General features: G+C 74.0%; 21 protein-coding genes. 12 read left to right on the top strand and 9 right to left on the bottom strand.

The window, feature by feature from the left end; genetic code table 11:
• Positions 1-96: 96 nt before the first annotated feature.
• The 4 genes from AB0G52_RS06600 to AB0G52_RS06585 all read right to left on the bottom strand — a co-directional run bounded on the left by AB0G52_RS06600 (position 97) and on the right by AB0G52_RS06585 (position 2061).
• Complete coding sequence (locus AB0G52_RS06600) at positions 97-681, bottom strand: vitamin K epoxide reductase family protein (RefSeq protein WP_361334481.1); 585 nt, start codon at positions 679-681, stop codon at positions 97-99.
• On the bottom strand, positions 681-1181 hold the full coding sequence (locus AB0G52_RS06595; protein ID WP_132886897.1) for a DUF5949 family protein: 501 nt from the start codon (positions 1179-1181) through the stop codon (positions 681-683). Before AB0G52_RS06595 ends, AB0G52_RS06600 begins: the two co-directional genes overlap by 1 nt.
• A 142-nt stretch (positions 1182-1323) precedes the next feature.
• Positions 1324-1614, bottom strand: a complete 291-nt coding sequence (locus AB0G52_RS06590) for a hypothetical protein (RefSeq protein WP_132887068.1) — start codon at positions 1612-1614, stop codon at positions 1324-1326.
• 207 nt (positions 1615-1821) lie between these two features.
• Entirely contained in the window at positions 1822-2061 is a 240-nt protein-coding gene (locus tag AB0G52_RS06585; RefSeq protein ID WP_132886898.1) for a chaplin, read from the bottom strand.
• Between the two features lie 254 nt (positions 2062-2315).
• Here AB0G52_RS06585 and AB0G52_RS06580 point away from each other — a divergent pair, with 254 nt between their 5' ends.
• The 9 genes from AB0G52_RS06580 to AB0G52_RS06540 are packed head-to-tail and all read left to right on the top strand — an operon-like array spanning position 2316 to position 11948.
• Entirely contained in the window at positions 2316-2726 is a 411-nt protein-coding gene (locus AB0G52_RS06580) for a hypothetical protein (protein ID WP_361334293.1), read from the top strand.
• 55 nt (positions 2727-2781) lie between these two features.
• Entirely contained in the window at positions 2782-3930 is a 1149-nt protein-coding gene (locus tag AB0G52_RS06575) for a glycosyltransferase (RefSeq protein ID WP_132886900.1), read from the top strand.
• Positions 3927-5348, top strand: a complete 1422-nt coding sequence (locus AB0G52_RS06570; RefSeq protein WP_132886901.1) for an exopolysaccharide biosynthesis polyprenyl glycosylphosphotransferase — start codon at positions 3927-3929, stop codon at positions 5346-5348. The genes AB0G52_RS06575 and AB0G52_RS06570 overlap by 4 nt, the downstream gene beginning before the upstream one ends.
• A gap of 2 nt (positions 5349-5350) precedes the next feature.
• A complete protein-coding gene (locus tag AB0G52_RS06565) occupies positions 5351-6640 on the top strand; it encodes an O-antigen ligase family protein (RefSeq protein WP_361334289.1) in 1290 nt (429 codons plus the stop codon).
• A 47-nt stretch (positions 6641-6687) separates the two neighbouring features.
• Positions 6688-8316, top strand: a complete 1629-nt coding sequence (locus tag AB0G52_RS06560; protein WP_361334478.1) for a lipid II flippase MurJ — start codon at positions 6688-6690, stop codon at positions 8314-8316.
• Positions 8300-9055, top strand: coding sequence for a polysaccharide deacetylase family protein (locus AB0G52_RS06555; protein WP_361334286.1), 756 nt, complete (start codon positions 8300-8302; stop codon positions 9053-9055). Before AB0G52_RS06560 ends, AB0G52_RS06555 begins: the two co-directional genes overlap by 17 nt.
• The gene (locus AB0G52_RS06550) at positions 9056-10195 is read left to right on the top strand and encodes a glycosyltransferase (protein ID WP_132886903.1); all 1140 of its coding nucleotides are present in this window, start codon (positions 9056-9058) and stop codon (positions 10193-10195) included.
• Positions 10192-10833, top strand: coding sequence for a lipopolysaccharide biosynthesis protein (locus AB0G52_RS06545; RefSeq protein WP_358972470.1), 642 nt, complete (start codon positions 10192-10194; stop codon positions 10831-10833). The genes AB0G52_RS06550 and AB0G52_RS06545 overlap by 4 nt, the downstream gene beginning before the upstream one ends.
• Entirely contained in the window at positions 10830-11948 is a 1119-nt protein-coding gene (locus tag AB0G52_RS06540; protein ID WP_361334282.1) for a GNAT family N-acetyltransferase, read from the top strand. Before AB0G52_RS06545 ends, AB0G52_RS06540 begins: the two co-directional genes overlap by 4 nt.
• Positions 11949-11962: 14 nt before the next feature.
• Here the strand turns inward: AB0G52_RS06540 and AB0G52_RS06535 are convergent, their stop codons facing one another.
• Positions 11963-13294, bottom strand: a complete 1332-nt coding sequence (locus tag AB0G52_RS06535; RefSeq protein ID WP_132886905.1) for a glycosyl hydrolase — start codon at positions 13292-13294, stop codon at positions 11963-11965.
• Positions 13295-13417: 123 nt separating this feature from the next.
• On the opposite strand from AB0G52_RS06535, the gene AB0G52_RS06530 reads away from it, so the two are divergent.
• Entirely contained in the window at positions 13418-14731 is a 1314-nt protein-coding gene (locus AB0G52_RS06530) for an ATP-grasp domain-containing protein (protein WP_132886906.1), read from the top strand.
• 234 nt (positions 14732-14965) lie between these two features.
• Here AB0G52_RS06530 and AB0G52_RS06525 read toward each other — a convergent pair whose 3' ends face one another.
• The 3 genes from AB0G52_RS06525 to AB0G52_RS06515 all read right to left on the bottom strand — a co-directional run bounded on the left by AB0G52_RS06525 (position 14966) and on the right by AB0G52_RS06515 (position 17187).
• Positions 14966-16144 (bottom strand): LPXTG cell wall anchor domain-containing protein, encoded by a 1179-nt coding sequence (locus tag AB0G52_RS06525; RefSeq protein WP_361334278.1) that lies wholly within the window; start codon positions 16142-16144, stop codon positions 14966-14968.
• A 117-nt stretch (positions 16145-16261) separates the two neighbouring features.
• Positions 16262-16513, bottom strand: a complete 252-nt coding sequence (locus AB0G52_RS06520) for a chaplin (protein WP_132886907.1) — start codon at positions 16511-16513, stop codon at positions 16262-16264.
• A gap of 257 nt (positions 16514-16770) precedes the next feature.
• Positions 16771-17187: a rodlin gene (locus tag AB0G52_RS06515; protein ID WP_361334274.1), complete on the bottom strand. Its 417-nt coding sequence runs from the start codon at positions 17185-17187 to the stop codon at positions 16771-16773.
• Positions 17188-17412: 225 nt separating this feature from the next.
• On the opposite strand from AB0G52_RS06515, the gene AB0G52_RS06510 reads away from it, so the two are divergent.
• Both AB0G52_RS06510 and AB0G52_RS06505 read left to right on the top strand, forming a co-directional pair.
• Positions 17413-17826, top strand: coding sequence for a rodlin (locus AB0G52_RS06510; protein WP_132886909.1), 414 nt, complete (start codon positions 17413-17415; stop codon positions 17824-17826).
• 153 nt (positions 17827-17979) lie between these two features.
• Positions 17980-18390 carry a rodlin gene (locus AB0G52_RS06505; RefSeq protein WP_361334270.1) on the top strand — a complete coding sequence of 137 codons (411 nt, stop codon included), beginning with the start codon at positions 17980-17982 and terminating at the stop codon, positions 18388-18390.
• A gap of 63 nt (positions 18391-18453) precedes the next feature.
• Here AB0G52_RS06505 and AB0G52_RS06500 read toward each other — a convergent pair whose 3' ends face one another.
• Positions 18454-20364, bottom strand: a complete 1911-nt coding sequence (locus AB0G52_RS06500) for an AMP-dependent synthetase/ligase (RefSeq protein ID WP_361334268.1) — start codon at positions 20362-20364, stop codon at positions 18454-18456.
• Positions 20365-20440 lie beyond the last annotated feature (76 nt).

Here is a 20440-nt window from a genome sequence, read left to right as displayed (position 1 = left end):
CATCAGCTCACAATTCGCCCGGGTGCAGCATTAGTGGGCTGTTCACCAGCCGGCCGGTCACCGGTCCGCTCTTCGGTGATTCCGGAATTCCGCTGTTCAGCCCGTCCAGAAATCCCACCATCGGGTCAGGATCAGCATGCCGACGACGCCGGTGTGCAGGAGGGGGAGCACCCAGGTGAACTCGTCGAGGAAGGCGCGCAGCCGGTGCGGCGCGGGCAGGAACCGGTGGCGTACGGCGAAGGAGGTGACGTACCAGAACAGGAGGATGGTGGCGACCCAGGCCAGGCAGCACCACAGGCACAGCGCGTCGATCCGGTACAGCGACTCGAACTGCAGCCAGGACACGAAGCCGATGCCGAGGGCGCAGCCGGCGGTGAAGGTGAGCCAGTACCAGGCGGGGAAGCGGGCGCCGGCCAGCAGGCTGATGCCGACGCAGATCACGACGGCGTAGGCCACCAGGCCCAGCATCGGGTTGGGGAACCCGAACACCGAGGCCTGCCGGCTCTTCATCACGCTGCCGCAGGACACCACCGGGTTCAGGCTGCACCCGGGCACGAAGCGCGGGTTCCTCAGCAGTGCGAACTCGTCGAGGGTGATGACCCAGGAGGCGAGCAGACCGGCCGCGCCCGCGGCCGCCGTCAGCAGTGCGAAGCCCCGGCCGGTGCCCGCGGCTCTCGCTATCAGCCGCGCAGGCTGCGGGCGGGCAGCACCACGTGGGCGGCGGCCGTCAGGGTCTCCTCGGCCCCGGCGAACTCCTTCAGGGCCTCGGGTGTGACGGGCTTGCCGGGCTCGGCGGCGGGCCAGGGGCGGGTGGTGAACACCAGGTAGGCGTAACCCCGTTCGGCGACGGCGGCGAGCCACTCCTCGGGCGCGGGGCACTGGGCGTTGAGCGGGGCCAGGCTGAGAACCGCGTGGCCGGCCTCGACGAGCAGGGTGACGGGCAGACCGGGGCGGTCGGTGCCGTCGACGAGGTCGCCGCCGACCGGCAGTCCGTTGTTCTCCAGCAGCGCCCCGACGGCGGCCGCGGTGGCCTCGGGACCGCCTTCGGCGTCACCGAGGGAGTAGGCCAGCAGGTAGGGCATGTCGCTGCCGTCGGGGGCCTCGCCGCTCCAGGCCAGCACGGAGAGCGTGCCGAGGTCGGCGGGGCGGAAGGGGCGGGTTTCGCTTGGGGTTGAGGTCACCGCGTGACCCTATCGACGGGCCGTGGGGCGGCCGGGTGCCCGCTCACCCGACCGGCGGACGCCGGCCGGCCGGGCCACACGAACGAGGGACACCCCTCGGTGTCCCTCGAACGGCCCATCGACGGTCCCGGCCCGGGGCGTCTCAGCCCTGCAGCGGCAGACCGCCCAGCAGCGGGTTGTGCTGGTTGAGGGCGCCGGTCGCGGTCTTGACCGTGTTGAGCGGGGAGCGCTTGTTCTCCGTGCTGAGCGCGTTCGACTGGTGCCGCAGCGGCATCGCCTGGTTCAGGTCCAGGCCGTCCTTGGTGAGGGTGTTCACGGCGCCGTTGAGGCTGGTGGGCGTGAGATCGGCGGAGTTGGAGGCGAACGCGGGCGCGGCGACGCCGGCGAGAGCCACGGAACCGGCGACGACGGCGACGGCCTTCAGCGACTTCATCATGTTCCTTTCTTCGGCGGCTTTCGCAACGCAAGCCGCCCGGGGGACTTCTGACGTCGTGTCTAACGACGTCCGGGCGAGCCGGAAACCCCGCTCCCGGAAGAGATGCCGGCAGACGTGCGCCTGCACGGCGACGCGGGGAAAGCGGACCGGCCGTCCACCCGCGGAATGCGCGGGCGGACGGCCGGCCGGACGGAACTGCCCGCGTCAGTCGTTGAGGCAGGTGTCGCCGAAGGCGGGGTTCAGCAGGCCGATCACGTCGACGGTGTCGCCGCAGACGTTGACCGGGACGTGGACCGGAACCTCGATGACGTTGCCGGACACCACGCCCGGGGAGTGGGTGGCGGCACCGTTCGCACCGCTGTCGGCGGCAGCCACACCGGCACCGCCGGCAACGGCCGCCACGGCGGCGGTGGACAGGACCAGGCCCTTCGCGATACGCGACATGGAGAGGTCTCCTTGGGGTCGAGACAAACATTCGGGCGGATGCCCAGCGCTGTGTCAACGCGTGGCACCGGCCCGGGTTGTGCCGCCAAAGGAGTGATCCCCGGGGAGCCGCCTTCACCACTCCGACACACTTGTCCGGTTTTGGCGAATTAATACGGATAGCGACTAGAGTTGCCAACCGCCTGACTTACCCGTATTGGCAGCACATCGCACTCTTGCCGTGTCCCCCTCTCCCGGAAAGAGCGAAGCCGGTCATGCGCAATCCCCTGGGCCCGCGGCCGCGCCGTGCGGCGGCACCGCACGCTCGGCCGAACGGGCGACCCGGTCCGCGTGGCGCCGACGACCGGGCGGGTGCGGTGCCCTACAACGGCGGCCGGAGGCCCACCGGCGACTCGCTCACCCTGACCACCGCCGACCGCTCGGCGGCCCCGCTCCGCCGCCACGCCGATCCGGCGGGCGACGTACTCGACTCCACGATCGACGGACCCGGCCCGGTACGCCCCCCGCGTGAGCCCGCGTACGCCCGGACGCTCGGCCGTGTCCCGGATGTGTTCGATCTCGGCACCGGTCTCGGCCAGGGCGGTGACCAGCCGACGTTCAGGCTCGTTTCCCAGCCCGACGCGGCGTGGGCGGGCGCGCTCCTCGCCGCCGCGGACGTGCAGTAGTGCGGCGCGTTCCCGCCCGCAGTCCCGAGCGCCCCCGTGAGCGAGGAATCCCCGTATGCACCGATCAGCCACCGACCCTCGGCCACGGGTCCTGCACCTGACGCAACCCGTCGAGGGCGGGGTGGCCCGGGTTGTCCTGGACCTGGTGAAGGCCCAGCTCACGGCCGGGCTGCGGGTCACGGTGGCCTGCCCCGGCGGAGAACTGGCGGCCCGCGCGCGGGACCTGGGCGCCGAGGTGCGCGAGTGGTACGCGGACCGCTCCCCGGGCGCCGGTCTCCCGGACGAGGTACGACGGCTCGCGCGCCTGCTCGACGAGGTACGGCCCGAACTGGTGCACGCGCACAGCGCGAAGGCGGGGCTCGCCGGACGGCTGGCCGTGCGCGGCCGCGTCCCGACCGTGTTCCAGCCGCACGCCTGGTCCTTCGAGGCGGTCGACGGCGCCACAGCGGCGCTGGCGCTCAGGTGGGAGCGGTGGGGCGCGCGCTGGGCGCACCGGGTGGTGTGCGTCAGCGAGGCCGAGCGCGCGACCGGCGTGCGCGCCGGGATCCGCGCGCGCTACACCGTGGTCCCGAACGGCATCGACACCGCCCACTTCACCCCCGGTCCCCCCACCCCGGACGAGCGGTCCACCGGGGCTCCCCTGGTGGTCTGCGTCGGACGGCTGTGCCGGCAGAAGGGACAGGACCTGTTGCTGCGGGCCTGGCCCGAGGTGCTGCGGCGGGTGCCGGGGGCCCGGCTGGCGCTGGTCGGCGACGGCCCCGACCGGGACGCGCTCGGCCGACTCGCCCCCGCGCGCGTCGAGTTCACGGGCGCCGTCGCGGACGCCCGCCCCTGGTACCGGGCCGCCGACCTGGTGGTGCTGCCCTCCCGCTGGGAGGGCATGGCGCTGGCCCCGCTGGAGGCGATGGCCTGCGGGCGGCCGGTGCTGGTCACCGACGTCGACGGCGCCCGGGAGAGCCTGCCGCCCACGCACGCCGCACACTGCCTCGTCCCGCCGGGACGGCCGGGCGCGCTGGCCGGGGCCGTGGCCGGGCTGCTGCTCGACCCGGAGCTGCGCGCGTCGCTCGGCGACCGGGGGCGGCGGCACGTCCAGTCCACCCACGACGTGCGGAGCACGGCGGAGGCGGTCGCGGAGCTGTACCGCGAACTCCTCGGCGGGCGCCCGCTCGTGTCCTTCGAGCGCAGGGAGTCCATCCACTCGTGACCGCGGAAAGCACCGTCCCCTCCCCCGGCCCGCAGCCACGGGACCACGCACTCTCACCCGTCTCCGTGCTGCCGGCCCGCGCCGTCGGCGGCTTCCGGTTCCCGCCGCGGCGCCCGCGCGCGCGGCAGGCCTCCCCGGTGCCGCTGCTGACCGCCGACCTGTGCGCCGCCCTGCTCGGCGCGCTCGCCCTGGACGCGGCCGTACGCCGGCCCGTGCTGATCGGACTGCTGGTGTCCGGGGCGATACTGCTGCGCCCGCCCACGCCCCGGCGGACGGCAGGCGTCCTGGACGAACTCCCCGCCGTCTGCGGCCGGATCGCCGTCGTCTGGCTGGGCCTGGCCGCCGCCCTGGCCGCCTGGGACCCGGACCGCGCGCTGTCCGCGCACGTCCTGCTGCTGGGTTTCGCGCTGCACGCGGCGGCGGCCGGCGCGGGCCGCGGACTGGTCCACCGGCGCCGCCGCGTCGCCCTGCTGCGCCGGCCGCGCGCCGCGCTGGTCATCGGCCCCGCCGCGACCGCCCAACGGGTCGCCGCCGCCGTGCTGCGCCACCCGGACTGCGGGGTACGCCCGGTCGGCGTGGTCGCCGAGCACCCCGACGGCCCCGGGGGCCTGCCCGTGCTCACCACCGGGCAGGAGGTCGAGCGGGCCCTCATCCAGAACGGGGTCCGGGCCGTCCTCACCGTCCACCCCGCCGTCCGCACCGAACAGGGCCCGCTGCTGCGGGCGCTCGCCGAGTCGGGCTGCGTGGTCTGGGAGGTCGAGGCCGACTCACCGGCGTACGAGATGCGCGACCAGCTCGCCGGGTTCTCCTGCCGCCGGCTGGACATGGGGTCGCGGCGGCGCGGCAGCGTCGGCAAGCGGATCCTGGACATCGTCGTGTCCGGGACGGCGCTCGTCCTGGTCAGCCCGCTGCTCCTGGTGTGCGCCGCGGTGCTGCGGCTCACCGACGGGCCGGGGGTCGTCTTCCGGCAGGAGCGCATCGGCAAGGGCGGCCGTCCCTTCACGCTGCTGAAGCTGCGCACCCACCGCCCGGTCGACGAGCACGAGGCCGCGACCCGCTGGAGCGTCGCGGGCGAGGTCCGCATGAGCCGCTTCTGCCGGTTCCTGCGCCAGACCTCGCTCGACGAGCTGCTCCAGCTGTGGAACGTGCTGTGCGGCGACATGAGCCTGGTCGGCCCGCGCCCCGAACGGCCCTTCTTCGTCGGGCAGTTCAGCCAGGCCTACCCGGGCTACGCGGCCCGCCACCGGATGCAGACGGGGATCACCGGACTCGCCCAGATCCACGGGCTGCGCGGCGACACCTCCATCGAGGACCGCGCCCGCTTCGACAACGCCTACATCGACGACTGGTCGCTGTGGCAGGACGTCTGCATCCTGCTGCGCACCGCGGCCGCGCTCGTGCGCTCGACGGGGAGCTGACGATGAGTTTCGCACTGTCGCCGGCCAGGCCGCTGCGGCTGCCGCCGGTCCTGGCCGCGGTCGCCGTGCTCGCGGTCCTCGCGCTGCCGCTCGCCCCGGGCGGCGCGGAGGGCGGCGCGGGACCGGCGGACGCGGTGTCCGCGCTGGTCGTGCTGTACGCCGCGCTGCGGGTGGTCCGGGAGCGGCGCCGCCCGCTGTCCGCCACCGCCGCCGTGGTCCTCGGCATGCCGGTCGTGGGGCTCGCGGTGGCCGCGACGGGCGCGGCCTCGCCGGGGGCGGGGCTGACCGGTCTGGGCCGCTACCTCCAGGTGTTCGTGCTGGTGCCGGCCGCCGTGCTGCTGCTGGTCCGGGACCGCGCCGACTTCCGGCTGCTGGCCTGGTCGTTCGTGGGCCTGGCGGGCTGGCAGGGCGCGGTCGGGGTGCACCAGTACGTCACCGGGACCGGGGCCTCGTACCAGGGTGAGGAGATCCGCGCGGTCGGCACGTTCGGGCCGCAGGACGTGATGGGCATGGCCACGGTGGTGGCCTTCGGCCTGGTGTGCGCGGTGGGGCTGGCCCTGGGGCGGGCGCCGGTACGGCAGCGGCTGGCCGCGGGCGTCTGCGCGCTCGGGCTGCTGGTGCCGCTGGCCGTGTCCTTCAGCCGCGGGGCCTGGATCGCGACGGTGCTCACCTGCGCTGCCCAGCTGGCGCTGGCCGGACTGCGGCAGGCGCTGAAGGTGGCGGCGGTCGCGGTCGCCGCGGGCGTGGTGCTGGTCGGCGGCTTCGGAGTGGGTACGGCGATGCTCCAGGAGCGGCTCAGCAGCATCGGGCAGGTCACGGACGCCCCGGACCAGTCGGTGGTCGACCGGTACACGCTGTGGGCGGCGGCCACCGGGATGTGGCGTGAACACCCGGTCACCGGCGTCGGGTTGAAGAACTTCCCGGCGTACCGGGACGGGCACGCCTCGCTGGCGCTGTCCTCCGGGAGCGACACGGAGGGGGCGGGGGCCGCGTACCGGAAACAGCCGCTGCTGTCGCCGCACAACATGTACCTGCTGGTGCTCAGCGAGCAGGGGCTGCTCGGGCTGCTGGCGCTGGGCGGCAGCTGGCTGGCGATGCTGGTGTGCGGGGTGCGGGGGTGGTGGCGGGTCCGCCGGGACGGCCGGGGCCTCGACTGCGCGCTGGTGGCGTGCGGGTTGCTGATCTGGCAGCTCGTGGACTTCGCGTACGCCGACATCGGGGGGCCGTCCACGGTGCTGACGGCGGTGGTGTTCGGGGCGGTGGCCTGGTGGGCGCTGGTGGGGGCGGCGTGATTCCGGAGGTGCGGGAGCCGGAGGGGCCGGAGGTCGACTGCCGGCCGGTGGGGGCTCGGCGCGCGGTTCCCCGCGCTCCTGGGCACGCCGACGGCACCGGAGTCGAAGGGGCACCGCCTACTGGCGGCTTCCTGGCCAAGGCCGCGCTCGGTACCGCCGTCCTCTCCATCCTCGGGTCGGTGCTCGGGCTGGTCCGGGACCAGTCGCTGGCGCGGCTCTTCGGGGCCGGGCGGGACACCGACGCGTTCCTCGTCGCCTGGACGGTGCCCGAGTTCGCCGCCACCCTGCTCATCGAGGACGGGCTGGCCTTCGCGCTCGTCCCCGCCTTCAGTCTGGCGCTGGCCCGGCGGGCGCAGGGGGCGCCCGGCGACCCCGTACGGGCCCTGGTCGCGGGGACGCTGCCCAAGCTGGCCCTCGCCTTCGCCGGGGTCGGCGCCCTGCTGATCGCGGGCGCCCCACAGCTCGTGCAGGTGCTCGCGCCGGGCCTGCGCGACCCCGGACTCGCCGTCGGCTGCACCCGGCTCACGGCGACCTGCGTGCTGACCTTCGGGCTGGCCGGGTACTGCAGCGCGGCCCTGCGCGCGCACCGCCGCTTCCTCGCCCCGGCCGCCATCTACGTCGCCTACAACACCGGCATCATCACGGCGATGTTCACGCTCGGCGGCCACTGGGGCGTGCGGTCGGCGGCGTTCGGGGTGGCGGCCGGCGGCGTGCTGATGACCGCCGTACAACTTCCCTTCCTGGTCCAGCAGTTACGGCACGGGTCCCGGGTGTCCGGGGCGGCCGCCGGCGCCGCGGCGCAGCCCCTGGACGTCACGCTGATGGCCACCGTGCTGCTCTTCGCGCTGTGCCGGCAGTCGCAGGTGCTGATCGAGCGGTTCCTCGCCTCGCACCTGGAGTCCGGGGCCATCTCGCACCTCAACTACGCGCAGAAGGTCGCGCAGATCCCGATGACGATGTCGCTGATGCTGTGCACGGTCACCTTCCCGGTGGTGGCCCGGGCGCTGGCCGAGGGCGACACCGAGCGGGCCCGGCTGCGGGTGGAGCGGGACCTCGCGGTGGCCGCGGCCGTCGTGCTGCTCGGCACCGCCGTGGTCGTGGCCTGCGCGCCGCAACTCATCCGTCTGCTGTTCCAGCGTGGGGCGTTCACGGCCGAGGACACCGCCGCGACCGCCGGGGTGATGCGGGTCTACGCGCTCGGGCTGCTCGGGCAGACGATGGTCGGCGCGCTGGTCCGCTCCTACTTCTCGGCGGGCCGTGCCACCTGGTACCCGGTCGGCGCGATGGTCGCCGGGATCGCCGTGACCTCCTGGATCGGCGCTCTCACGGTCGGCCGGTACGGCGTCACCGGCATCGCCGCCGCCAACGCCACCGGTATCACCGTCACCGCCGTGCTGCTGCTGGCCGGCACCGGCCCGCGCAGCGTCCCGATCCACACCCGGCGGGTGCTGGCGGAGCTGAGCCGGCCGGTGCGGGCCGCCGTGATCGCGGCGGTCGTCGGGACCTTCGCCGCCGGGCGCCCGGCGGATCCGCTGACCGGTCTGGCCGCCGGGGTCACGACCGTGACCGTCGTCTTCGTCCTCCTCGGCTGGGCCCTGGACGCCCAGGGCTTCGCCCCCGCACTCCGTTCCGTCGGCACCGTCACCCGAAGGCTCGCGCATGCCGTGTTCCACTGAGTCCGCAGAGAAGGCCGTGCCCCGCACCGGCCCGGTCCCCTGGGTCGCCATGTACCACTCCGTGGGCGACCGCTCCGACGACCCGTACCGGATCACCGTCACCCCCGAACGGCTGGAGAGACAGCTGAGCTGGGTGCGCCGGCGGGGGCTGCGCGGGGTGTCGGTCGGCGAACTGCTCGCCGCCCGGGCGCGCGGCACGGGGCGCCGGCTGGTGGGGCTGACCTTCGACGACGGGTACGCCGACTTCCTGGACCACGCCCTGCCGCTGCTCGACCGCTGGGGCTGCGGCGCCACCCTGTTCGTGCTGCCCGGCCGGCTCGGCGGCAACAACGCCTGGGACCCCCTCGGCCGGCGCAGACCGCTGCTCACCGCCGACGGGATCCGGCGGGCCGCGGCGAGCGGGGTGGAGATCGGCTCGCACGGGCTGACCCACGTCGACCTGACGCGGGCGGACGCCGACACGGTCAGGGCCGAGGTGGCCGGCAGCCGGGCCCTGCTGGAAGACCTGACCCAGGCACCCGTGGCGGGCTTCTGCTACCCGTACGGCGCCGTCGACCGGCGCACCGTCGACGCGGTGCGGGACGCCGGTTACGGCTACGCCTGCGCCATCGACCCCGGCGACCTGAACAGCGTGCACGCCCTGCCCCGCCTGCACATCGGCCAGAACGACAACGCGCTGCGCCTGTTCCTGAAGTACCGGCTGCACCGGCTGCGCCGGCGCCCGGTGGAGGGGGTGTGAATGAAGGCGCTGCACGTCATCACGGGACTCGGCGTCGGCGGCGCCGAGCAGCAACTGCGGCTGCTGCTCCGCCACCTGCCGGTCCCCTGCGACGTGGTCACGCTCACCAACCCCGGGCCGGTCGCGCACGGACTGGCCGCCGACGGGGTGCGGGTGGTCCACCTCGGGATGGCCGGGAACCGGGACCTGGCCGCGCTGCCCCGGCTGGTCCGGCTCATCCGCCGGGGCCGCTACGACCTCGTCCACACCCATCTCTACCGGGCCTGCCTGTACGGGCGGATCGCCGCCCGTCTCGCCGGGGTCCGGGCCGTCGTCGCCACCGAGCACTCGCTCGGCGACTCGCAGCTGGAGGGGCGTGAACTGACCACCGGAGTGCGGGCGTTGTACCTCGCGGGCGAGCGGCTCGGCCGGTCCACGGTCGCCGTCACCCCGACCGTCGCCGAGCGGCTGCGCCGGTGGGGGGTGCCGGGGCCGCGGATCGAGGTCGTCCCGAACGGCATCGACCTGGAACGCTTTCGCTTCGACCCGGCCGTCCGGGAGCGCACCCGGGCCCGGCTCGGGCTCCCCGAGGACGCCTATGTCGTCGGCGGGGTCGGACGGCTCGCGCCCGGCAAGCGGTTCGACGTCGCCGTCCGGGCGCTCGCCCGGCTCCCGCGCGACCACTGGCTGCTGCTCGTGGGCGCGGGGCCCGAGGAGCACGCGCTCCGCCGGGTCGCCGAGGCCACCGGGGTCGCCGGCCGGGTGCTGTTCACCGGTGAGCGGCCGTACGTCTCCGGCAGCCCCGACGACCCCGACCTGCCCGCGCTCACCGCCGCCATGGACGTCCTGGTCTCGCCGTCCGCCGAGGAGGCCTTCGGACTCGCGGTCGTCGAGGCGCTGGCCGCCGGGCTGCCGGTGCTCTACAGCTCCTGCCCGGCGGTCGAGGACCTGCCGCCCGCCGCCGCCCCGCGCGCCCGCCGGGTCCGCGGCGGGGCCGGCGCCTACGCGGAGGCGCTCGCCGCCACCCGGGCCGCCGGACGCGGTCCGCGCACCGTGCCGGACGCCGCCCGCCACTACTGCATCACCCGCAGCGCCGCCCAGCTGATGGACGTCTACGCGGCCGCACTCGCCACCACACCCCAGGGAGTCAGTACGCCATGACCGAGAACCCCGTCCGAGCACCGCGCCCCTTCGCCCGCAAGCTGCCGCCCTGGTCGCTGCTGGCGGCCGGGATCGTCGCGGGCGGCCTGCTGGGCGGCGCCTACGGCGTGGTCGAGCCGGCCACCTACACGGCCACCAGCTATGTCATCGCCGTCCCCACCGAGGGGTCCGACACCGCCACCGCGCAGGGCTTCGCGCAGGCCTACGGCAGGGTCGCCACCCAGCTCGCGGTGCTCGCGGACGCCCAGATGTGGGCCGGGGTGCCGGTGAACACCCTGCGGCAGAGCGTGCAGACGGAGACCTCGCCGGACGCGCCGATGGTCGCCGTCTCCGCCACCTCGCCGCACGCCCTGCAGGCCGCCGACATGGCCAACGCGGTGGCCCGCTCGCTCACCCAGCACGCCAACGGCACCAAGGCCGACACCCACGTCGAACTCCTCCAGTTCTCCCGCGCCTCGAAGCCGGCCGCGCCCACCTCGGCGTCGCCGAAGGTGACCGCTCTGGTGGGCGCGAGCGCGGGCGGCCTGCTGGCGGGGCTCGTCCTGCTGGTGCGGCCCCGGCGCCGCCCGGAGGAGACCGCGCTGCAGGCCTCCGTCCCCGGTCCGGCCGTCGCCGCCGACGTACACGGTCAGCTGTGACGACGACGGCCCACCGGACGCTCGCCGCGCACACCACCGAACTCGTCACCGACGAGGCCGCCTTCGCCGCCCTCGGCCCCGCCTGGGACCGTCTCTACCAGCGGTGCGGCACGGCCACCCCGTTCCAGAGCCACGCCTGGCTGCACTCCTGGTGGCGCTCCTACGGTGTCCCGGGCCGGCTCCGGCTGGTCCTGGTCCGTCATGGCGGTGAGCTGGTCGCCGTGGCCCCGCTGATGCTGGTGCACCGGCCGCTGCCCGCGCTGGTCCCGCTGGGCGGGGCGATCTCGGACTACGCGGACGTGCTGCTCACCGACGCGGACGACGGCCGGGCGGTCGGCGCCCTCACCCAGGAGCTGGCCCGGGCGGCCCGGACGGCACTGATCGACTTCGGCGAGGTGCGGCCGGGCGGTGCGATGGAACGGGTCTACGACCGCTGGCGCGGGCCGTGCCGGAAGGTGCCCGACTCGCTCTGTCTGGAACTGCCCGCGGTGTCGATGGAGGAACTGGTCACCCGGCTGCCGTCGAACAAGGCCCAGCGGGTGCGCGCCAAGCTGCGCAAGCTGGGCTCGCTCGGGGTGTGCCGGGCCGCCGTGCCGCCGGAGGGTGTCGACGCGGCGCTCGGCCGGCTGCTCGAACTGCACCGGCTCCAGTGGCAGGGGCGGAAGGTGACCACGGAGCACCTCCAGCCCCGGTTCCGGGAGCATCTGGTGCGCTCGGTGGGGCCGATGGTGCGTTCCGGGGACGCGGTGGTCACCGAGTTCCGGCTGGACGGTGAGGTGGTCGCCGTCGACCTGACCCTGCTGTCGCCCAGCCTGGCCGGCGGCTACCTGTACGGGGCGCATCCGCGGTTGCGGGAGCACAAGGCGGACGTGGCCGTGATGCTGCTGGACGCCTGCACCCAGCACACCGGCACCAGCGAGCGGGGCGCGCTGAGCCTGCTGCGCGGCGACGAGCCGTACAAGCACCACTGGCGGCCCCGGCCGGTCGTCAACCAGCGGCTGCTGCTGGCCCGGCGGCGCACCGCCCCGCTGCTGACGGCGGCGCTGTGCGACGCCGCCGCCCGGCAGCGGGTCAAGGAGGTGCTGCGTCGTTGGAAGGAACACCGGCAGGACTGATCCCGCGCGGGCGGTCACCAGTCGAGGCCGACGCAGAGCTCCCCGCCGAGCCAGTACTCGACCCAGTCACCCAGGTCCATGGGGGTGCAGTCGGGCGAGGGCGTGGCGGTGGGCACGGGCGCCGGTGTGACGGCCGGCTTCGGGGTCGGGCTCGCGGTGACGTCCGGCGTGGAAGTCGGGACCGGCGTCGGGGTCGGTGTCGGGGTCTGTGTCGGGGGGTCGGTTCTGCCGAACAGCTCCGAGCGGTAGATCCGCGAGGAGCGCGGGTTGGCCGAGCACTGCCAGACACCGTGCGGGCAGTAGTCGGTCAGCGTGTTGTACAGCGGCTTGTGCTCGTCCAGCCAGGCGAGCATCCGCCGCATGTACTCGGGGTCGTCACCATTGCGGAAGAGGCCCCATTCCGGATAGGAGATGGGTTTTCCGTGGGCCTTCGCGAAATCCACGTGCTGCTGGAGTCCGTACGGCTCCCGCACCTGTTCGTCGAAGGAAAGCCCGGTCGGCTGGTCGTACGAATCCATGCCGATGATGTCGACCGTGGCGTCCCCGGGATAGCACTGCGTCCACGGTACGGCGTCCCGGCCCCGGCTCGGCGTGAAGTCGAACCGGAACTTCTGGCCCGGTACCGCCCGCATGGTGGCGACGATCCGGTTCCAGTACCTCTTCCAGGCCTCCGGGTCCGGCCCGCAACGATGGGTGTAGGTGATGCCGTTCATCTCCCAGCCGAGCACGATGACCGTGTCCGGCACCCGCAGCGCCACCAGCCGTTCGGCCAGGGCCCGGAAGTGCTGGTCGAACGCGCCGGCCGCACCCTGCCGCAGCAGCGAGCGGACCTCGGCGTCCCCGATGCCGTCCTCGTTGCGCTCCTGCATGGGCACGTTGAGGACGAGCATCCGGTCGGCCCGCTGCCGCCGCCAGTGCGCCCAGACGTCCAGGAAGCCCGGGGCGCCCTCGATGTCGGACCAGCGGTCGCCGGGCAGGTAGGTGTGCGCGACCTTCAGCTCGGTGCCCCCCAGCCAGCTGCTCAGCTGTGCCATACGGGCCACCCCGAGGGGTCCGGAGTCGAGGAAGGCACCGAAGGCCGGCGGGGCCGCCCGGACGGTGCCGGACCCGGACGGCGTGGGACGGGCCGGTACCGGCAGAGGAGCCGCCGACGGCGGGACGGACGTCGTGGGGGTGACGGCCGGAACGGGCGTGGCGGCCGGTGTCGGGGGGACGACCCGCACCACCCCCGGGCCCGCGGCGAATCCCAGACCGGCCGTCAGGGTCGCCGAGGCGACGACCGCCGCCGCGACCACGGCCACACGGGACGACCGGAACCTGGGCCGCTTTCTGCTCTGTGGAGCCATGACCGCTCCTTTCTCCACCGGTACTGACACTCAGTCATATCAATATGAATTCCGCCAGTGCGGCTGCGGCTTTCGGGTGCCCCCGGAGCCCGCACGGGTGAACCGACGCGAAGGAAGAGGTCCGTGTCCCTGCTGGACGTACGGGTCCCCGCGGTGCTGCTGCGGATCGACCGGAATCCCTTTCACCACGGCACTCTCGGAGCCGTACGCTCACTCGGCAGAGCCGGTGTCGACGTCCATGTGGTCGCCGACTCCGCCGGAAGTCCGGTCCGCAGTTCCCGGTTCGTACGGGAGCTGCATCCGCCGCCGCCGGCGGGCGCGTCGGCCGCCGAGATCGTGACCGTGCTGCGCCGGGTGGCGGCGCGGATCGGCCGTCCCGCGGTGCTGATCCCGATGGACGACGCGAGCGCGATCGCGGTGGGCCGGTTCCGCGAGGATCTCGCGCCGGACTACCTGCTGCCGCGGCAGCCCGGCGCGCTGCCCGAACGTGTCGCCGACAAGGCGGAGTTGGCCGAGGTGTGCGCGGCGGCCGGGATCCCGCACCCCGGGACGCTGGTCCCGGGCAGCGCCGAGCAGGCGGCGGCCGCCGCGTGGCGGCTGGGGCTGCCGGTGGTCGCCAAGTGGAGCCGGCCCTGGCTGGTGCCGGCCGGGTCCGGCCTGCGCAGCACGGTCGTGGTGCGCTCGGCGCGGGAGGCACGGGAGCTGTTCCTGCGGGCCGAGGAGGCGGGCAGCAGGCTGCTGCTCCAGGAGTTCCTGCCGCCCGGCCCGGACCGCGACTGGTTCTTCCACGGGTACGCCGACCGCACCGGGGCGGTGCGCGCGGGCGGGCCGGGCCGCAAGCAGCGGTCCTGGCCGCGCGACGCCGGACTGACCGCGGTGGGCCGGTGGACGCCCAACCCCCAGGTCCAGACGCTGGCCGAGCGGCTCATCGGCGAACTGGGCTTCCGGGGCATCTTCGACCTGGACTTCCGGCGCTGCGGCAGCACCGGCCGCTACCACCTGCTCGACTTCAACCCGCGGCCGGGCGCCCAGTTCCGGCTCTTCGCCGACAGCGCCGGGCTGGACGTCGTACGCGCCCTGCACCTGGACCTGACCCACCGTCCGCTGGCGGCCGGGGCACCGCTGGCCGGGCGGGCGTTCGTGGTGGAGAACTACGCGCCGCTGAGCGCGCTGCGCCCGGCGCCGGGCGGCCGGGAACTGGCCTGGAGCGCCTCGGACGACCGGGGGCCGGCCCTGGCGATGTGGGCGCTGTGGGGCCGCCATGTGACGGAGCGGCTCCTCGGCCGGGTCCTGGAGCGGCTGCGCCGCGGGGCGGCCGGTCGGGTGGGGACCGCGCACTCCCCCGTGGTCCGCCAGGCCGGCGAGCCCACCGTGGCCGCCGCCCCGGCCGGGGAACTCTCCGGGGTGTCCGGTGACGAGACGGCGAGCGGCTGCTGAGGTACGGCCGGCCGGCGGTGTGCGCGGGTCCGGACGTGCGGGCGTTCAGCCGCCCGATGGCGCCCGGACGCGCTCTGGCCTGTCAACCTCTGGGCCGACGGGGCGAGTTGGCATCTTGTACGGGTACTGCGCGGGCCGGGGTGTCCCGGCGGGGCGACGGGAGTCCGCACCGGAACCGGTGGGAAGCTGACGGACGGGTGCCGGGCGTTTGGGGCGTCCGGCACCCGGTCTCCGCTACGGCCGGCGCGATGCGGTCCGGCCCCGGCGGAACAGGAACGCCCCGGCTGCGATCAGCACGGCGCTGGCGGCCGAGGTCGCGATCATGGCCGTACTGCCGGTGTGCGGCAGGGTGGGCCGGTGGTGGTGGTGCCCGTGGTGGGGCGGCTTCGGCGGGTGCGTGTACGGCGGGGGCGACGTCGGGGGTGGAGACGTCGGGGGTTTCGTGGTCGGCGGAGGTGACGTCGGCGGCTTCGTGGTGGGCGGCGGCGACGTCGGCGGCTTCGTGGTCGGCGGCGGAGAGGTGTGCGGGGGCGGGGTGTGGTCGCCGTAGCCGGGCGGGGTGTGGTCGCCGTAGCCCGGGGTGTGGTCGCCGTACCCGGACGGGGACTGCTCGCCGTACGCGGGCGGGGTGTGGTCGCCGTACGCGGAGGGGGACTGCTCGCCGTACGCGGGCGGGGTCTCCTCGCCGTAACCGGTGGGTGCCTTGTCGCCGTAGGCCGCGGGTGTCTCACGGCCGGCGGCGGGCGGGGTGGCGCCGGACTCGCTGCCGGAGGTCGCCTCCGACCCGTGCCCCGTGGTGCCGCCGGCCTGGTTCCCGTTGCCCGGGTCGGCAGGGCCGGCCTTGATGCCGGCGGCCTCCTCGGCGGCGGCCTCGGCGCGGCCGGTCTTCTCGGGGGTCGAGACCTCCCGGGCGAGGGCCTCGGCGCGGTCGGCCACCTCGTGAGCGGCCTCCTCCGCGGCGGCCCCGGCGCGGTCGGCCACCTCGTGGGCGGCCGCCTCCGCGGCCTCGACACGTTCGGCCACCTCACGACCGGCCTCCGCCGGAGCGGCCACCTCGTGAGCGGCCTCCGCGGGGGCCTCCGCCTCGTGAGCGGCCTCCGCCGGAGCGGCCTCGACGCGGTCGGTCTTCTCGTGGGCCGCCGTGTCGGGAGCGGCGGCCTCGGGGGCGGCGGGCTTCTCGGGGGCGCGGTCGGCGGTGTGCTCCTCCGAACCCGAGCCGATCGCACAGGAGTTGCCGCAGGCACCGGCCGGAACGCTCGCCGGTCCATGGGCGTCGCTGCCGGACACGACACCCGGCGGGCCGGCTGCGGCCCCGGTCGCGTCCGTGCCCGCGAGCGCGGGACTGCCGTACAGGGACAGGATGCCCGTCGCGGCGGCGGCCGCGAGCATCCCCCTGCTGAGGGTCTGTCGCAATCTCGTGGTCTTCCTGCTTGAAGAAGTGGGAAAGCCGGCCTCGGAACGCAGATGCGAAGGATCGACGATCCGAGGCCGGCCGGGACAGCCGGGAGGCTGGTGAGCTGAGTGACGACGTCAGCTGTTGGCGCAGGTGGCGCCGAGCGCCGGGTTCAGCAGCGCGATGACGTCGACGGTGTCGCCGCACGCGTTGACCGGGACGTGGACCGGAACCTCGATCACGTTGCCGGAGACAACGCCCGGAGAGTTGGCGGCGGCGCCCTCCGCACCGGCACTGGCGAAGGCGGGGACGGCACCGCCCAGCGCCAGGAGCGCGCCGGCGACCACAGCAGCGGTCTTCTTCATGAACTTTCCCTTCTCTGCGGTCATGCCCGTATGTCGGCCGAAACCGAGCGAGCACAGCATGAACGGCTCGCACCATGACCGGCAGGCTGTAGAACGAGGAATAGACAGTCGAAGAAACTGAGGAACGCGCGCCGCCGGTCAATTCACTCGAACGCACTCCGAGAATTGACACAAAGAGAGGAAACGCTTCTGCTCACAGCGGAAATCACCGGACACGACGAAAGCCCGCCCGGGCGGCGCAAGAACGCGCACCGCCCGGGCGGGCTCCACGGGACCGGGGGTCACTGGTTGGCGACGCCGTTGGCCGCGAGGACCGAGATGTCGTCCAGGACGTGCGAGACCGGCTCGTCACCCTTGGCCTGGGTGGAGTTCTCGGCGCACTGCTGGTTCTGCGGAGCCGACAGGACAGGGATGTCCTGGGCCACGCCGACGGCGGCGATGAGGCCGAGGATGCCCTGGGCGTTCGCCTTCACCGGCAGGCCGACGCAGAGCTTGTTGAGCGAGCTCTGGACCAGGGTGGCCTGCGGGCTCATCTTGCCCTTGGTCATCTGGTTGCCGAACGTCTCGGTGGCCCCGTTGCCGCTGGCGGAGGTGGTGCCGTGGTCGTTCCCGGTGGCAAGCGCCTGGGGGGCTGCCGCCGCCGACACGCCTACGACGGACACGGCGACCGCCGCCGCGGCCATTGCCTTCTTCAGCATTTCGCTTTTCCTTTCCTGGCTCCAGGCCAAGACGGACGTTCCTGTCCGGCATCAACCGCATGCGACCGGATTGGTTGCGGCACGGGGCGTCACGTCACCCGTTCGCGAATTCGGGAGATTGTCGGACAGGGGGCCATTGGAGTGAAGCGGAGCAACCAAACGGAGCGCGTTCAGTTGACCAGTGCGCTCCGGTGGACGGGGTGTCCTCAGAAGGGAACTGAACAAGTGATCAAGAAGGTTCTGGCCGCCGCCGCTGTCGCCGCCTCCGTCGTCGGCGCCTCCGCTGCCGCCGCCTCGCCGGCCCTGGCCACCGGCAACGACCACGGCACCACCTCCTTCAGCGGCAACGACGCCCAGCAGGCGTTCGGCAACTCCGCCACGTTCGGCAACATGAGCCCCCAGATGGCGCTCATCCAGGGCTCCTTCAACAAGCCCTGCATCGGCCTCCCGGCGAAGTTGAACCTCCAGGGCCTGGTCGGCCTCGGTGCCGTCGGCGTCCTGCAGGACGTGCCGATCCTGTCGGCGCCGCAGAACCAGCAGTGCGTCGAGAACTCCACCCAGGCCAAGGGCGACGAGCCGCTGTCGCACATCCTGGACGACATCGCGGCGCTGTCCGCGAACGGCACGGGCAACAAGTAGTACCGGGAGTTCTCCGGGCCCCTGCGAGGGCGCGAGTCCGTTGATCGGACTGCGCTGCGCCGAATGGGGCAAACCATGCAACCCCGGCGGGGCCGCGGCCGTTGACGATCACGCAGCTCCTCCCCGGAGTCCGCCTTTCGAAAGGGAACCAACATGAAGAAGCTGTGGGCAACCGCGGCTGTCGCCGTCACCGTCGCCGGTTTCGCCGCCACGGCCGCTCCCCAGGCCCTGGCCACCGGCAACGACAACGGCACCACCTCCTTCAGCGGCAACGACGCCAAGTCGGAGTTCGGCAACTCGGCCACGTTCGGCGACCAGAGCCCGCAGCTGTCGCTGGTCCAGGGCTCGCTGAACAAGCCGTGCATCGGTCTCCCGGCCAAGGCGAACCTGCAGGGTCTGGTCGGTGCGGTCGCCGTCGGCGTCGCCCAGGACGTGCCGATCCTGTCGGCGCCGCAGAACCAGCAGTGCGTCGAGAACTCCACCCAGGCCAAGGGCGACGAGCCGCTGTCGCACATCCTGGACGACATCGCGGCGCTCTCCGCGAACGGCACCGGCAACGGCTGAGCGGGACGCTTCACGGGCGGCGGGTCACCGGTTCCTCCGGTGGCCCGCCGCCTCTGTCTTTGCTCAGCCGCGGTACAGCGCCTCGATCTCCGCCGCGTAACGGGCGCTCACCGCGTGCCGCTTGACCTTCAGGGACGGGGTGAGCAGTCCGTTGTCCTCGCTGAACTCGCCCTCGACCAGGGCGAAGGCGCGGATCGACTCGGCGCGCGAGACGGCCTGGTTGGCGTGGTCGACCGCCTTCTGCACCTCGGCCCGCATCCGGTCGTCGCGCACCAGCTCGGCGAGCGGGGTGTCCGGCGGCAGCTTCCGCACGGACAGCCAGTGGGCGACCGCCTCCGGGTCCAGGGTGATCAGTGCGGCGACGAACGGCCGGTTGTCGCCGACCACCAGGCACTGGCCGACGGGCGCCCGGCTGCGCAGCCGGTCCTCCAGGACGGCCGGGGAGACGTTCTTGCCGCCCGAGGTGACCAGGATGTCCTTCTTCCGGCCGGTGATGGTGAGGTAGCCGTCCTCGTCGAGCGCCCCGAGGTCGCCGGTCGCGAACCAGCCGTCCTCCCGGAGCACTTCGGCGGTGGCGGCCGGGTTGTTCCAGTACGACCCGAAGACCACCGGACCCTTGATCAGCACCTCGCCGTCGTCGGCGATCCGGACGGCGGTGCCCGGCACGGGCTGTCCGACCGTGCCGGGCCGCGGGGCCAGCGGCGGCACGATGGTGGCGGCGGCGCTGGTCTCGGTCAGGCCGTAGCCCTCGTACACGACGATCCCGGCGGCGTGGAAGAACAGGTTGAGGTCCCGGTCGAGCGGGGAGCCGCCGCTGATGGCGTACCGCATCCGGCCGCCGAGCTCCCTGCGGATCCGGCGGTAGACCAGCAGGTCGTAGAGGGCCCAGGCGGCGTACAGTCCGGGCCCCGGGCCCTTGCCGGTGCCGAGGAACCTGTTCAGGTGGGCCTCGGCGAAGCGCACGCCGATCCGCTCGGCGCGGTCGAAGGAGGCGGCGCGGCCGATCCGCTCGGCCGTGGCCCGCCCGGTGTCGTGGATCTTCTCGAACAGGTACGGCACCCCGACCAGGAAGGTCGGCTTGAACTCGCGCAGTGCGGGCCTGAGTTCGTCGGGCTTCACGCTCGGGAAGTGGCCCATCTCGATGCGGCCCAGCAGGCAGGCGATCTGGAGGGTGCGGCCCAGGATGTGGGCGAGCGGGAGGAACAGCAGGGTGGCGGCGGTCCGGCCGGTGACCGCCTGGAAGACCGGGTGCAGCAGCTCGACCGTGTTGGCGGCCTCGGCGTGCAGGTTGGCGTGGGTGAGGACACAGCCCTTGGGGCGGCCGGTGGTGCCGGAGGTGTAGCAGACGGTGGCGACGGTGTCCGGGGTGAGGGTGGCGCGGCGCTCGGCGACCTCGTCGTCCGGGACCTCCCGGCCGAGGGCGGTCAGGTCGGTGAGGGCGTCCGCGTCCAGTTCCCAGATCCGGGGGGCCCGGGGGTGGCCGGCGGTGCCGGTGGTGACGGTGGCCGTGTTCTGCGGGGTCTCGGTGACGACGTACCGGGCGCCGGAGTCCCTGACGATCCAGTCCACCTGTGCCGCGGAGGAGGTGGGGTAGACCGGGACGGTCACGCCGCCGGCCGCCCAGACGGCGAAGTCGAGGACGGTCCACTCGTAGCGGGTGCGGGACATGAGGGCGACGCGGTCGCCCACGGCGAGACCCGCGCCGATCAACCCCTTCGCGACGGCGGTGACGTGGGTGGCGAAGGCCTGTGCGGTGACCGGGCCGTCGGGGCGTCGCAGGGCTGTGGCGTGGGGGTGCCCGGCGGCGTTGGTGTACGGGAGGTCGGCGAGGGAGCCGGTGGTGAGGGGCGGGGCGAGCGGGGGCAGCCCCGCCTCCCGGACGGCTCCCTGTGCGTCCCTGGTGACCTGGACCTTGCTCCGGTCGGCCAAGTCGGTGCGTCGTCCTGCCCGTCTGAGGTCCCTGCGTACGCCCATGGGGCGTCAACTTACTCAGAAGTAAGGGCGGGTCAATGGGTCTCGCCGTGGAGATCACGGTCGTTCGCCGGGCAGG

The organism is Streptomyces sp. NPDC021562 (assembly GCF_040640875.1).
Classification (GTDB): domain Bacteria; phylum Actinomycetota; class Actinomycetes; order Streptomycetales; family Streptomycetaceae; genus Streptomyces.
This window is presented reverse-complemented; position numbering and strand designations above follow the sequence as displayed.

What these genes read in the sequence shown, in the direction of transcription:
- AB0G52_RS06550 (WP_132886903.1), top strand. Translation starts at nt 9,056, where the DNA reads ATGAAGGCGCTGCACGTCATCACGGGACTCGGCGTCGGCGGCGCCGAG.
- AB0G52_RS06565 (WP_361334289.1), top strand. Translation starts at nt 5,351, where the DNA reads ATGAGTTTCGCACTGTCGCCGGCCAGGCCGCTGCGGCTGCCGCCGGTC.
- AB0G52_RS06585 (WP_132886898.1), bottom strand. Translation starts at nt 2,061, where the DNA reads ATGTCGCGTATCGCGAAGGGCCTGGTCCTGTCCACCGCCGCCGTGGCG.
- AB0G52_RS06535 (WP_132886905.1), bottom strand. Translation starts at nt 13,294, where the DNA reads ATGGCTCCACAGAGCAGAAAGCGGCCCAGGTTCCGGTCGTCCCGTGTG.
- AB0G52_RS06575 (WP_132886900.1), top strand. Translation starts at nt 2,782, where the DNA reads ATGCACCGATCAGCCACCGACCCTCGGCCACGGGTCCTGCACCTGACG.
- AB0G52_RS06580 (WP_361334293.1), top strand. Translation starts at nt 2,316, where the DNA reads ATGCGCAATCCCCTGGGCCCGCGGCCGCGCCGTGCGGCGGCACCGCAC.
- AB0G52_RS06520 (WP_132886907.1), bottom strand. Translation starts at nt 16,513, where the DNA reads ATGACCGCAGAGAAGGGAAAGTTCATGAAGAAGACCGCTGCTGTGGTC.
- AB0G52_RS06545 (WP_358972470.1), top strand. Translation starts at nt 10,192, where the DNA reads ATGACCGAGAACCCCGTCCGAGCACCGCGCCCCTTCGCCCGCAAGCTG.
- AB0G52_RS06590 (WP_132887068.1), bottom strand. Translation starts at nt 1,614, where the DNA reads ATGAAGTCGCTGAAGGCCGTCGCCGTCGTCGCCGGTTCCGTGGCTCTC.
- AB0G52_RS06515 (WP_361334274.1), bottom strand. Translation starts at nt 17,187, where the DNA reads ATGCTGAAGAAGGCAATGGCCGCGGCGGCGGTCGCCGTGTCCGTCGTA.
- AB0G52_RS06500 (WP_361334268.1), bottom strand. Translation starts at nt 20,364, where the DNA reads ATGGGCGTACGCAGGGACCTCAGACGGGCAGGACGACGCACCGACTTG.
- AB0G52_RS06555 (WP_361334286.1), top strand. Translation starts at nt 8,300, where the DNA reads ATGCCGTGTTCCACTGAGTCCGCAGAGAAGGCCGTGCCCCGCACCGGC.
- AB0G52_RS06505 (WP_361334270.1), top strand. Translation starts at nt 17,980, where the DNA reads ATGAAGAAGCTGTGGGCAACCGCGGCTGTCGCCGTCACCGTCGCCGGT.